A 13,176-nucleotide genomic window follows, 5' to 3' on the forward strand; every position below is an offset into this window, starting at 1 on the left:
CCTCTATAGCTAATGGGAACATCAGGAAGTTTTAGTGGATCTAAACAGGGTTTAATACCTTCGTGGGTAGATGACATTGACGATGTTAACGATCCGACGTCTCCTGAATCTCCAGACAATGTACCTGGAGATCCCCTAAGTCCTTCGCTAGATGGGGTGCCAGATGGCACGATCAACCGACCATATCCTGCGATGCCTGTTCCAAAGATTGGTGCTGAACTAGGCCCTGCTAGAGGAAATATAACGCGAGGGACAAGAGGTCGTGACGCAGAATCCCTGAGGCGAGGGGCGGGACGCTATGTTACAGCCAGCGGAGGGGCTGCTGGGGCCGCTCGGAGAATGTCTACATCCAGGCGAGTTGCCGCGGGTATTGTGCAAGTCGCACAGGCATTCAATGCCGGCGGAGCAGCCAACGTTTTGCAAACCTTCAATTTGCAAGGGCTCGCAGGCGCGACGATAACCGAAGTTTTTGTGGCTTTGACTGACGTACTATGCCCCGCTGGGGGAACTATTGACGAAGCAATCGCTCGAGACGCTATGTTAGAGACAGTTGTCGATCTACTAGAGAGTGGCGTTACAGACTTTGACGATCTTACTCCAGAGCAACTGCAAGAATTCTTCATCGGAGTGGTGGGAAGATCTATCGAAGATAAAATTTGGAATGAGCTTGGCACAAATAGCTTCGGGCGCGCTGAGGATATTGAGACGATTGAGAGAGCTGAAGCCAACCTGCACGATTTTGTTGATGGTTGTGTTCGTGACCAATTTGATAATGGTAACACATCGCTCTCGGATATTGGGGCTGATGAGATTGATGGCTTCGTTTCAGGGCTTTACACAGCTGCATTCGAAATGATGAGAATACTCGGAGAGAGCGAATGAAAAGGCTAAGTCTGATAGGCCGCTTAGGTCAAAACGATAACGACACTGTTGATGTTGTGCAGACGGACTCTGTTAAATTCGAGCTCAATCTTATGGAAGGCAATGCCTTCCTAGGCTTCGGAGTAGGTCGTGCTATCAAACATCTTGAGAGTATTGCCGTAATCCCCTCGGAAATTGCAATAGATTTAGTCATTTTAGCCTGCCACGTGACTGCCGCCGATACGAGATTTTCCAGAGTGGAGTGTTCTCAAGATGGTTGGACTAGAGAAATAGACCTGTATATCCCTGTCTTCGATGCTCACAAGTGGGATCCTGTTAGGAAGCCTTTGGCGGAAATACTGAGGTTTTTGACCGGAGATCGGTGGCGACTGTTTTTCAGAAGTCGATATGATGCAAAGTTGAAGTTTGCCCCTGTAAACGATGATCTGTTGGAGCCAGCATACAATCAGGTTTCTCTCTTTTCAGGTGGTCTCGATAGCTTGATTGGAGCTGTCGATATGCTTGCCGAAGGTGCAAAGACACTATTTGTCAGCCACTACTGGGATGGTGAAACTGCATCGGCACAGTCTACTCTGTTGTCGGCGCTGCAAGAAAAATATGAAAACGTAGATTTTGCCTCTCTTCGAGTGCATCTGGGTTTTGACAAAAATCATCTCCAAACAGGTATGTCGGAGTCAACCCAGCGGGGGCGGTCATTTCTGTTTTATTCGCTGGCCGCGTTGGCGGCATCTGGTCTCGGTTCCAAAACGGACGTTTTCATACCGGAGAACGGTTTGATTGCTCTTAACGTACCTTTAACTCCGCTGCGATTTGGTGCTCTTAGTACAAGAACGGCGCACCCACATTTTATCTATGGCCTCAATTGTGTTCTCAACGAGTTGTCTCTCGGTGTCAAACTAAGCAATCCGTACGAGTTTCGAACCAAGGGAGAGATGGTGCGGAATTGCAAAGATCTAAATTTTCTAAAGCAAGTGATTGGTCAGTCTATGTCTTGCTCATCACCGGCGAAAGCACGTTACAAAAGGTTGTCGCCACGACATTGTGGCGGTTGCGTTCCTTGCCTAATTCGAAGAGCAGCGATTGAATCGGGGTTGGGAGTAGGGGCCGATGATACTGAATACACGCTTGACCAATTACATGGTGCTACCGTGTCATCTGACAGAGCGGATGGCGAACATGTCCGGGCTTTCCAGTTGATGACTCAACGACTGTCCAAATCACCCAAAAGTGCGAGTATTCTCATTCACAAGCCAGGGCCCTTACATACTTCGGCAGAATGTTTGAAAAAATACACAGGGGTCTTTACAAGGGGAATTGCTGAGGTCAACGCTTTGCTCAGTGACGTGGAAAGTAAACCGAGACCTTAAAATGCAACCGGAATATGTCGATTTTCATTGTCATTTAGACCTGTATCCAAACTTCGAGGCAGCAATTAAGCAATGTGATCGTACGAGAACTGCCACTCTTGCTGTGACCACAACCCCCAAGGCTTTCTCTAGGAACAAGCGCTTGGCGGACAAAAGTAAATTCGTGCGTGCGGCACTAGGCCTGCATCCGCAGCTTGTGGCCACTAGATCGAATGAATTAATGCTGTTTAGTCAGCTTCTTGATCAAACTCGTTACGTCGGCGAAATTGGTCTGGATGCCAGTAAACAACACTACGGATCTTTCAACATTCAAAAAGAGATATTCAAAGAAATCCTACTTTTATGCGCACAGGCTGGCGGAAAAATTCTATCGATCCACAGTGTACGGAGCTCTACGCATGTTCTGAAGGCACTCGCGGATTATTTTCCCAAAGATAGAGGAACTGCTGTACTGCATTGGTTTACTGGTTCTAAGAAGGAAGTTGAACGAGCAGTTGAATTGGGCTGTTATTTTTCAGTGAACCAAGCCATGTTGGCTACACCAACCGGGAAGCGAGCTGTTAGCTCTATTCCTCTTAATCGACTTCTGACTGAGACGGATGGCCCGTTTGTTATGGATGGAATGGATGTTGTCCGTCCTGGTCATGTGCAGCCTGCTTTGATGACTTTGGCAGAGTTACTAAACTTACAAGAAGATGACCTCCGTTTCAAAGTGATCCAAAACTTGAAAACTATGCTAACGCATCCAATGGTTGGATGAGTGCATTTTACTGAGGATCCTTATGTTTTTGTGAATAGGTTATTTTGACTTGTTGCCGCACAACATGTAGCGCTTGGTCATATCTTTTGAAGCACTCTTGCCAAGCCTTTATCCCACCGTATTCCCCGACTACGAGCAACATCGCACGATGTGAAGCCGTGAGAATTTCGTTGTGCTCAGCTAATGTGTTTATAGTCTGTTTTGCGACTTTAAGCTCGTTTTCTAACTCTCTAATTTTCACTCGATCACTATTTTTTTTCCGCTTTTCCTCCTGTTGGCGAGAGTATTTTAGGAGTAAGTTCCTCCTAGCCGGTATCCGAGTGATATCGGATGCATTCATTACCAGCCTTTCTCTGACGCAAGAACGCGCGCTGAGGTCAATGTCTTCTGACAGCATCCTCTGAAGTCCGTTTTCAAATACCCGGATTTTGTCCTCAGATAGTACCATTGTGGTCTCTACATGGGGTTAAGGTTGGATTGAAGGCGCAAGCTAACTCAATCAAGAATAGACTTTTTAGTGTTGGACAAGTTTTGATAGCGATCTTTACCTTCCGGAAAAACTTTACCGTCCGGCTTGGTCTCTAAAGCGGCTTGCACAGCCCCTAGTCGCTGAGAAGCATGCGAAAGTTGATTTTGCCAGCCAAAAGGCCGCTTGCTATCAGGCTGTTCCTGTAATTTTTTAATCCAACCAGCAAGATGATCGCGGAGGTCTAGAAGCCTCTTTTGTTCTGATGGGTTGTTAGTACGTGCCAGGTGACGACAGTGGTTAAAGCATTCTAGGTGGTTGGGGCAAGTGTCTACGGTGAATGCGTTTAAACACACGCCGTAGGGCGTTACATGAAAGCCATCCGCTTCACTTTGAAGATATTGGATAGCTGCGCCAATTCCTTCGGTTGCTTCCACCTGCCGGAATTCGTCAACAATTGGACCTGCCACTGTCCCTGTTTTTACCAACTGATAGATCGTTTGTCCTCGTTCGCTAAGTTGGGATAAAATCTCATCTTCAACAGCAATGTTATTGAGGTCTTCGGCCAGGCTTCTGTGATCATAAGCTGCTGCATGGCGGACATCTTTTCTGAACCTTTTTGAGATAACTGTATCTGCAACATTCAAGCGCAGAAGTTCCGTGCTTTGCAGATGACGAAACGAATGGGTTCTAAGAAACAACTGCTTTGCAATCTGTGGTCGATACCTTGCGAAGATACTTTCGTTTGCTGTTCCATCTAACATCCGCATTATGTCGTGTGTCGACGCCTTACCCACTGAGTAGTACCGGTTTAGGTCGGCGATGCCCCCTTGTCGACTTTCAGACTGGGCATATACAGGAAGTAGAAACAGGTTTTGATAAGGGAAGTGTAACTTGCCGTTTTGCAATTTAGCGTGGAGCGTATCCGGTTTCTTTTTTAGCCGAAATTCGTTCAAAAACGCTTCAATTTGAGACACCTTAAAATATACGTCTTTCCAACGTATCTTTCCCTCAATTTTTCTTCCCTCACAATCGAATGCGTCTACGTACTTCTTCCACTGATGATGGAAAGATCGTATTTGAGGAGATAAAGCACACTTGTTATCTTCAATATCTCGAACTTGAGTTTGATAAACTTTATCCAAAACAATGGGTGAGTATTCTTTTCTGTATTCTTCTAAAAAATTCGATGCTAATCGGCGTCTAGTTATTGCGATATTACCAGTCACTCGAGCGTACGCTTCATAGCTTGGTATATACTTCACTCCTGCGAGTTCCGGAAAAAGAACCCTCTGGTTAGTTTGCTGTTTTAGCCTAACTCGCATCGGTAATGTCACGCGCAACGTGCTCGCAATAATTTCCTCAACGATCTCCGAAAACATTGGAGGGACGTGTTGAGTGTTTTCCGTCAGAACTAGCGAGGATTTTCTGTGCTGTGCGACGTTTTTCTCAGAGAAATACCTTAGCGTTAAAGAAGTAGATATTCCGTGCTCTGTTGCTGCTGGGTTGCCATCTTTCGTAGCGTAAGACCGCTTACGGAGACAATCTGCCGGCAACATTACTACTTCCCCAATCCGGAGACCGGTTATGATACAAAGTTGTATTATGCGAAACCGAATGAAGTCAGAGATCGTTTTCGGTTGCTCTGTGAATACAATGTCAACTAGCTCCCAGAACGCTTGTTTATCAGGTAGACGGTCGGGGGACTTACGATCGCTCAGTTTTGTTCTGACTAATTCGGTGCGTCGGAAGGTTCTTTCTGACGAGCGTCTCGCATCAACATTCCTCTGTTGTGATTGGTATGTACTAAAAGGTCGGCAATACTGAGATAGAGGCATTGAAACAGGTAAGTGCATTCCATCAAAGAACAGTCTTACGACCATTTCCATATTGAGGGCAGTTTTTCCGGACTTCCCGATTAATAGAGATACATTGTACGCTTTTCGGATGTCTTCTGGTGAGACCTCCCAAGGTGCGTTCGGGAAACAACACACTCCCAATATACGAACGATCTTTAGTATATTTACGTTGACGTGAGGGAGCTTATTTTTCCGTACAAGAAGTGTATGCAGTGCAATAGCTTTGTATAGGTCCCACCATTCTTCAGTAAGAAAAAGCCTTGAGGGAAGTGTATGAGTAAGATTCGCGGCACAAATTTTCCTAAGTGCTTGCTCGGCGCTAGGAGGAATCCGAGCGGTAGATAACCAAAAAATTGGCGGTTCAGGTGCAGAAATGATCCTTGATAGGTTCCATCTCAGTGCTTTCGGCACCTTTCCGTCTTCATTAAGGGGGAGGTTCCAAGACAACTGATTATCTTTGGCAAAGGTACGCCCTTGTTCTATTAGCGAGTTGTATTCCGCTTTTCCCATTAGCTTATTCTCGTGCTTTGACGCTTGAAAGTTCATTCAGGGTTCTCTGAATTGCGTCGAGCGTTTCTTGTAGTTGAAGAAATGCGGGTGATGCGTTTCTCAGTCTGTCTGCATCATAAAAGCTGCGAGCAACTTGCCGAAGATCGTTGAGAGCGTTGCGGTGTATTTGCTGTTCGTCTATGGCGATAAAGTGCCTGCAATTGTAGCAAGAGAAGATTGGGTTGAACTTGCAGTTAGGTTGCCCCACTGAACATTTTCCGATCCCGGTTATTGGTATGCCATGAGGCATTCCGCTTATTATTTTTTCCTCAGATGTTCGCTCTAGTACTTGTCGAGAGAGAGTTCTGGTAAGTGCAACTTGATGAACAGTGGAATATATCGGCGAGATTGAAAGCGCCCGATTAATGAGCTCTGCTTGATTGGCGGACGTATCGTAATACACAGAGCCTGCGTTCAATGTGGAGTGGCCTAAAAATTCTGCGACAGAAACAGCAGAAGCCCCAGAATCTACCAAGCGTTGGCTAGCTGTATGTCGAAAATCGCCAGGCGCATAGACATTGCCACACAGCGCACGCGTCATCGTTCGCACAATTTCTGTAACTTCTCTTGGTGTTAAGCCGAAAAACTTTGCAGGGGTAGGTGGCGCATGTTTTCGATATGCAACAAATAAATCGCACCACTCCCGCTTTATACGTCGGACTATCTTGGAACTTACTTTCCTTTGTTTTGTTAGCGGGAAAGCGACATGCAGTGCCCCTGTTTCGAAAACACGTATATCGCTTGCTGATATTCTTGCAATTTGCCCTGGGCGCAATCCGTACTGGAAGCATAGGCTAAGAATACAATAGTCTCTGATGACGTTGATCGAGAGCTTGTTCGTGTTTGGTTTGTTGCGCAATAGTTGCGAGGCGGAATCAAGTCTATTAGCAAATACACGTTGATCGAGTACCGGGATAAAGCATTCACCTGATCTAATTCGTTTGTATAGGTCTCGGTGCGGCGTCGGTAGTGCAGATATGATTTGAGCATATGAGGGATGCCATTCTGCGAAGCGTCGTCGGCAAAGAAAACGTAAGAAGCTTTTAATCGCGGTTGAGTCCGATTTTCCTAGAAGGGTTGGTAGGACTTTAGATGCCCAAAAACGGGGAAGTTGGTCGGGATTAATCTTCACCAACTGGTCGAATATATTAGTGTCAGTACCGAGGCACCATGACCTGAGCTCTCCCACATACGTTTTCATTGCGTTGCAGCGACGACCAGTTAAAAGCCCGTCCACAACCCAGTGCTTTAGAGCATTATTCGTTCCGGCCACAGCCCATGAAAAATCAATATACTCATCTTGACCATCAATACGAACATGCCAGTAATCACTCGACTTTAAGTCATTAATAGATCTGTATTGTTCATGGAAATCGTCAAAATATCTAATAAGTGATGGAAGAGGGGGCCACTGGACGGTATCAAGGTTGAACCCATCCCGTGAGTTTTCCTTTGGTTCAGCAGACGTCATAGTCGTGCTCTCCCGTGCTTGCTGTGAGTCCTTGAATGAAATTGTCGAAATTCTCTGTCCAGATTTGCTGATGTGAGCTTTCAAAATATGCTCGCGCATACAAACGCGGCATTTGAGAGTTTGGAGCCCAGCCAAAGAACACTCGCAACTTTTCAACGGCATTATCGAGAGAAAAGCCTTGCTCTACATATGTTCGAATTCGATACACGGCTGCGGTGTGGCGCAATGAGTGGGGTGAAAGAGTAACAGAATGATGTTTATACAGAGTTGCCTGAGCAGCATTTGAGAGAGACCGTCTTGCACAGGAAAACACGCTGTTAACTCTTGCCGATGATAACGGACGTCCGTTTCTGGATATCAGTAATTGCGGGTATTTAGATGACGGCCGAAAGTTACGGGTATAGGTGTCGAATATGGTTAGGAGTTCGCGACTAACAGGAATGTCTCGCTGTGAAAATGCCGTTTTTAATGCAGGTTTAGAATGTCTTGGGTCGTTATCTTGTGATTGACGGTTAAACGTTGTTAGCCACGCGATCTCTTGTACACCAGTGCTCGTACGTACTTTCTCGTGTTTGATGCAATCTGCATCCAATAGGAGCGCTTCTCCTCGACGTAATCCGAGAGAAAGATAAAGGTGAAAGAGCAACCAGTTTCGCCATTGCTGGTCTGCTGATTTGAAAGGGTTTTCATTGGAGCGAGGTGCAAAGATTGCCGCTAGTTCGCACAAGACCGTTGCAGGTATGACCCGAATAACTACAGGCGGATGAAATTGCGCCGTTACAGTGAGTTGGTCATAAAGTTGCAATCGATGCTGAAGCCGGAGGAGTAGGGTTGTTAAAGATGGCGCTGAAGTATTTGGAGTGAGATATTCGAGTAACGTGAAGAGAAACTCTTTACATACGCGCCAAATATCCGCAGGTCCGGCAGGAGATCGCCCGATCGCGTAATGCTGACGACGTAACCTCTGCAGAAACCCGCTCAGAATCCGTTCGATTTGGTCAAATTCTAGGTTGGTTATAGCTCTATCTAAGGAACCCGTTCCGTACAGCTCGTCAGAATATTCGTAAAGTCGACCTAGATTTTTACAGTAACGTTGTCGCGTGCTGTGTGCTAACCGCGTCTTGAAGGTGTCAAGCCAGACGGTGCTCCAAAAACGCGGAACACCATGGTCGTCCAATACTATTGAGGTCCGCAGATTGGCAGGTAAGAGTTGAGTCGTGCGCATTTAACTCAAGCCCGATAATTGTTTCGGCAGATATCAAAGCAACGTTAACCGAAGAACCCCATATGTGAGTCTAGCTTCGCTACGCTGCGCAAGCCTCACATATGGGGTTCTTCCAGCGATTGTCGACCAAAACGCAACACATTTGAATAAGTCACTTTTGTCATAATATATATTATAGAACTTAACGGTATGCGAAATACCGCCCTCTGTGGGATCAGATTGCCCGTTATTGTCCGTTTCAGATTTCCTAGCCTTCAGTCCACATTTATAATGAGACCATCATATGCAGGCTCGACATGATCGGGCGTATCGCGCATTGCCTCATCATAATCAAACAGAATGCTCATGTGGGTGAAGTAAGTCTGTTTGGGTTTGAATTCCGCAACCCATTCCAACACCTTCTCTAGATGAGCATGCGTGGCATGTGGTTTATGACGCAGGCAATCAACGACCCAGACATCTAGCCCGTAAAGATTTTCTAGTGATTCTTCCGGGAAATCGACCACATCCGTTGAATAGGCAAAATTACCAACCTTGAAACCCAGCGTCTCGCCATAACCGTGATCCTGACGGAAAACGGTTATTGGGACCCCTGCGGCTTCGAATGCCCCGGATATGACATGCGGGACCAAGACTGGCTTATAGTAGAAGTCAATGCCATCGGCCAAAGGTTCAAACACATAGGCAAAACGATGGTCAATGTCCGAAATGGTTTCGGCTGCCGCATAGATATCCAGTGGACGATGCATAGCGACATTGATCCAGCGAAGTTCGTCTATGCCATGCACGTGGTCGGCATGTGCATGGGTGAACAGCACTGCATCGATATGGTTGATATCATGGCGCAATGCCTGTTCGCGAAAATCCGGCGTAACGTCGACAAGTATATTTTTGCCCGCCTGCTCAATCAGGATCGAGCTTCTCAGACGCCGGTTCCTCGGATTTTCCGGATTGCACTTTCCCCAACCCAAGCCAACGGATGGGACACCGTTTGATGATCCGCAGCCCAGAATGGTGATTTTCGTCACTATACGCCTGCCTCCGGCGACAGAAGATGCTTCCGGTCCGCCTTGGTAAACAGAGCAAAGAAATTATCCGTGGTCGCACGGGCTATTTCATCCGGGCTGACACACTTGATTTGGGCCAGTTTTGCGGCTGTATGGGCAACATAACTTGGTTCGTTTGGTTTGCCGCGCTTGGGAACCGGAGCGAGATACGGTGCATCAGTTTCCACCAGCAAACGATCAAGTGGTATGTCTACGATCGCTGCCTGAATTTCCCGGGCCGAATTGAAGGTTATAATACCCGAGCAGGAAATATAAAAACCGATCTTAAGCGCTCGTTGCGCCAGTGCTGCCGAGCTCGAGAAACAGTGAATGACGCCGGTAAACGGCCCCTTTTCATATTCGTCCTCGAGAATATCCATGGTGTCGTCATCTGCATCACGCGTATGAACGATCAGTGGCAGACCGGTTTCGCGGCAGGCAGCGATATGTGCTCGAAAGCTTTCACGCTGCGCGTCCCGCGGGGCGTTGTCATAGTAATAGTCCAGACCGCTTTCACCGATACCGATGATTTTCGGGTCAGATGCCATTTCGATCAGGCGATCAGGCGATGAGAGCCCCTCCTCGCCGGCTTCATGCGGATGAACGCCGATCGTGCAATAAATATGGTCTGCTTTGGAGGCAACCGCGCGAACATTTTCAAATGTCGACAGCTTTACGCCGATACTGACCATCATGCCAACGCCAGCCTTTCGGGCACGCGCGATCATGCCCGAAAGGTCTTCGGAAAACTGGGGATAGTCCAGATGGCAGTGGCTGTCGACGAGCGCGACATTCATGCCTTCTCTCCTTCGTCCTCGGTTTCGACATAGCGCGGGAATACGCCTTCCGGCTTTGGCAAACCGGTCCCTGCGACCAAGGCGTGGTCTGCGCCAAGCTGTTCAAATCCGCGCTGATCGATCGGCAGAACAAGCTGATCAAGGATTTTTGCAGCAGATGCCGGCATCAGCGGCTGTACCAGGATACCGACATGGCGAATGACTTCGGCCAGGACATACAGAACCGTTTCCATTCGTGCCGGATCTGTTTTTTTCAGGCCCCAGGGGGCCATTTCATCAACATACCGGTTCGCATCGCCAACCAGTTCCCAGATCGCTTCGATGCCTTTGTGGAATGCCTGTGCGTCAAATAGCGGACGCACGGTATCAAGCATGCCATATGCCTTGCCCAGAATGGCCTGATCGGCATCGGTGAACGTGCCGGCGGTCGGCACCGAAGCGTTGCAGTTTTTGTGGATCATCGAAAGAACGCGCTGGCACATATTGCCAAGATCATTGGCCAGTTCGCTGTTCATGCGGTTTACCATCGACCGATGAGAGAAATCACCATCGTTGCCAAACGGGACTTCGCGCAGCAGGAAATAACGTGTCTGATCCAGCCCGTAGCGATCCGTCAGATCATAGGGATCAATGACGTTCCCCAGTGATTTCGATATTTTCTGCCCCTCATTGGTCCACCAGCCGTGCGCAAAAACACGTTTGGGCGGTGCAATGTCGGCCGCCAAAAGGAATGCAGGCCAGTAAACCGCATGGAAACGCAGGATATCCTTGCCAACCATGTGCAGATCGGCAGGCCAGAACTTTTCAAGCTTGGCCGGGTCCACATCCGGATAACCGATAGCAGTCAGATAGTTGGTCAATGCATCAAGCCAGACATACATGACATGGTCTTCATCACCTGGTACCGGCACCCCCCATTTGAAGCTGGTCCGCGATACTGACAGATCATGCATGCCACCTTTCACGAAGCTGATCACTTCATTGCGACGTGACTGCGGGGCGATAAAATCGGGATTGTCGTCATAGAATTTCAGCAGACGATCACCCCAGGCAGACAGCTTGAAGAAATAGCTCGGCTCGGAAACCCACTCTACGGGGGCACCGGTCGGCGCAACTTTCTCGCCGTCTTTTTCAATCAGCTCTTTTTCACCGTAAAACGCCTCATCGCGAACGGAATACCAGCCGTCGTAAGAGCCAAGATAAATCTCGCCCTTTTCAAGTAATGTATTCCAAAGCGCCTGACAGGCTTTTTTGTGGCGTTCTTCGGTCGTGCGAATGAAATCATCATTCGAGTAATTCATATGCACGGCAAGATCGCGGAAATTCTGCGAAACCTGATCGGTAAAGGTTTGCGGATCAATGCCCTTGGCCGCGGCCGATTTATCAACCTTCTGACCATGTTCATCAGTGCCGGTCAGGAACATCACGTCATAACCGTCCAGGCGCTTGAAGCGGGCCAGCACGTCGCATGCCAGCGTAGTATAGGCATGACCTATATGCGGCTTGTCATTGACGTAATAGATCGGTGTTGTGATGTAATAGGGCTGTTTGTGCCCGGTCATGATCGCAAATCCTTCGCGCAAGTCGTGAAACAAAACGGCCCGAAATGGGCCGTTATGGTCATAATTTCGGTTGATTGGTGCTCGTTTCAGTTCCGCATGGTTTCTTCAAGCATGAAGAATGCATTCAGCAAAGCCTGTTTGCGATCAAGATGCAATCCACGCGTGGCACTCATCAATTCGCTGATCTTTTCCCACACCTCAATCCATTGATCAAGCGGTTGCGCAGCAGCCATGCGTTGCATGGCGGGCAATTCACCTTCAATGACTTCGCGCGGTGCCTGCCCCGTTGCGGCAAATCGGATCAGACGCCCCAACCACCAGTGCAGAAGATCGGTTACCGTGGCAAAGGCAGCATCACGATCAGCCGGAGAAAACCGCTCGGCGAATTTATGTTGTGCCAGCACGTCTGCATCTGGCAATGCGGCCAAAAGACGAACCATTTCGGTATAAAGTTCAAGCCCGCCAACATCATGCAGTTGCAGAGCCCGTCCGATGCTGCCCTCAGCCAAACCGGCCAAGGCATCACGATCCCCCAGATCAATATCCGGACAATAACTGCCCAGCAATTCAACGACCTGATGATCCTCAAGCACGCCAAGGTTCATACGGCGGCACCGCGACCGGATGGTCGGCAACAGCCTGCCGGGTTGATGGGCGATCAGGATCATCATTGCATTGGCAGGCGGTTCTTCCAGAACTTTCAGAATTGCGTTGGCAGCATTACGGTTCAGCTCGTCGGCTGCATCAACAATCACGATACGCCAACCACCCTCTGCGGCGGTTTTTGACATGAAACTCCCGACCGTCCGGACGCTATCGACTGTAATTTCACCCTGAAGGCGTTTTTTCTTTTCGTCATATTGGCGCTCAATAACTTTGAGATCACCGTGCCCGCCGCCTGCAATACGACGAAAAACCGGATTTTCCGGATCGATATGCAGACCTCTCGGGCCATCGCCAAACAGCCCGCCCCCCTGATCGCCACCACCAGAAAGAACAAAACGCGCCATACGGTAGGCCAAAGTTGCCTTCCCGACACCGCGCGGCCCGCACAGCAGCCACGCATGGTGCATGCGTTTGCTATTCCAGGCATCCAGGACCGTTTGTTCCGCGTCGATATGGCCAACAAAATGGGCATTGCGCCGAGGTACCGGAAACGCCCCCTCTTCTTCTTGTTCTTCAACGGCCATCG

10 protein-coding genes are annotated in these 13,176 nt (G+C 48.4%); 3 read left to right on the plus strand and 7 right to left on the minus strand.

The genetic code is table 11. The features are described 5' to 3' along the window. The first annotated feature begins 192 nt into the window (after positions 1-192). From qatB to qatD, 3 genes are read left to right on the plus strand one after another with little or no spacing between them, the layout of a single operon-like run. Positions 193-882: a Qat anti-phage system associated protein QatB gene (qatB, locus tag J7395_RS15130; RefSeq protein ID WP_348541239.1), complete on the plus strand. Its 690-nt coding sequence runs from the start codon at positions 193-195 to the stop codon at positions 880-882. Further along, positions 879-2,249: a Qat anti-phage system QueC-like protein QatC gene (qatC, locus tag J7395_RS15135; RefSeq protein ID WP_209222102.1), complete on the plus strand. Its 1,371-nt coding sequence runs from the start codon at positions 879-881 to the stop codon at positions 2,247-2,249. The genes qatB and qatC overlap by 4 nt, the downstream gene beginning before the upstream one ends. A gap of 1 nt (position 2,250) precedes the next feature. Then, on the plus strand, positions 2,251-3,009 hold the full coding sequence (gene qatD, locus J7395_RS15140; RefSeq protein ID WP_209222104.1) for a Qat anti-phage system TatD family nuclease QatD: 759 nt from the start codon (positions 2,251-2,253) through the stop codon (positions 3,007-3,009). A gap of 495 nt (positions 3,010-3,504) precedes the next feature. Here the strand turns inward: qatD and J7395_RS15145 are convergent, their stop codons facing one another. From J7395_RS15145 to J7395_RS15175, 7 genes are all read right to left on the minus strand, one after another. Next, positions 3,505-5,880 (minus strand): hypothetical protein, encoded by a 2,376-nt coding sequence (locus tag J7395_RS15145; RefSeq protein ID WP_209222106.1) that lies wholly within the window; start codon positions 5,878-5,880, stop codon positions 3,505-3,507. Then, entirely contained in the window at positions 5,849-7,354 is a 1,506-nt protein-coding gene (locus J7395_RS15150; protein WP_209222108.1) for a site-specific integrase, read from the minus strand. The genes J7395_RS15145 and J7395_RS15150 overlap by 32 nt, the downstream gene beginning before the upstream one ends. Further along, complete coding sequence (locus J7395_RS15155; RefSeq protein ID WP_209222110.1) at positions 7,341-8,531, minus strand: tyrosine-type recombinase/integrase; 1,191 nt, start codon at positions 8,529-8,531, stop codon at positions 7,341-7,343. Before J7395_RS15155 ends, J7395_RS15150 begins: the two co-directional genes overlap by 14 nt. 302 nt (positions 8,532-8,833) lie before the next feature. Beyond that, complete coding sequence (locus J7395_RS15160; RefSeq protein WP_209222112.1) at positions 8,834-9,607, minus strand: MBL fold metallo-hydrolase; 774 nt, start codon at positions 9,605-9,607, stop codon at positions 8,834-8,836. Continuing rightward, the gene (locus J7395_RS15165; protein ID WP_209222114.1) at positions 9,607-10,422 is read right to left on the minus strand and encodes a TatD family hydrolase; all 816 of its coding nucleotides are present in this window, start codon (positions 10,420-10,422) and stop codon (positions 9,607-9,609) included. Before J7395_RS15165 ends, J7395_RS15160 begins: the two co-directional genes overlap by 1 nt. Beyond that, positions 10,419-11,984, minus strand: a complete 1,566-nt coding sequence (metG, locus tag J7395_RS15170) for a methionine--tRNA ligase (RefSeq protein ID WP_209222116.1) — start codon at positions 11,982-11,984, stop codon at positions 10,419-10,421. Before metG ends, J7395_RS15165 begins: the two co-directional genes overlap by 4 nt. An 86-nt stretch (positions 11,985-12,070) precedes the next feature. After that, positions 12,071-13,174, minus strand: coding sequence for a DNA polymerase III subunit delta' (locus tag J7395_RS15175; RefSeq protein WP_209222118.1), 1,104 nt, complete (start codon positions 13,172-13,174; stop codon positions 12,071-12,073). Between the last annotated feature and the right edge of the window lie 2 nt (positions 13,175-13,176).

The sequence above is a fragment of the Thalassospira sp. A3_1 genome (assembly GCF_017744215.1).
In the GTDB taxonomy this organism is placed as follows: domain Bacteria; phylum Pseudomonadota; class Alphaproteobacteria; order Rhodospirillales; family Thalassospiraceae; genus Thalassospira; species Thalassospira lucentensis_A.

What these genes read in the sequence shown, in the direction of transcription:
- qatB (WP_348541239.1), top strand. Translation starts at nt 193, where the DNA reads ATGCCTGTTCCAAAGATTGGTGCTGAACTAGGCCCTGCTAGAGGAAAT.
- qatC (WP_209222102.1), top strand. Translation starts at nt 879, where the DNA reads ATGAAAAGGCTAAGTCTGATAGGCCGCTTAGGTCAAAACGATAACGAC.
- qatD (WP_209222104.1), top strand. Translation starts at nt 2,251, where the DNA reads ATGCAACCGGAATATGTCGATTTTCATTGTCATTTAGACCTGTATCCA.
- J7395_RS15145 (WP_209222106.1), bottom strand. Translation starts at nt 5,880, where the DNA reads ATGAACTTTCAAGCGTCAAAGCACGAGAATAAGCTAATGGGAAAAGCG.
- J7395_RS15150 (WP_209222108.1), bottom strand. Translation starts at nt 7,354, where the DNA reads ATGACGTCTGCTGAACCAAAGGAAAACTCACGGGATGGGTTCAACCTT.
- J7395_RS15165 (WP_209222114.1), bottom strand. Translation starts at nt 10,422, where the DNA reads ATGAATGTCGCGCTCGTCGACAGCCACTGCCATCTGGACTATCCCCAG.
- metG (WP_209222116.1), bottom strand. Translation starts at nt 11,984, where the DNA reads ATGACCGGGCACAAACAGCCCTATTACATCACAACACCGATCTATTAC.
- J7395_RS15175 (WP_209222118.1), bottom strand. Translation starts at nt 13,174, where the DNA reads ATGGCCGTTGAAGAACAAGAAGAAGAGGGGGCGTTTCCGGTACCTCGG.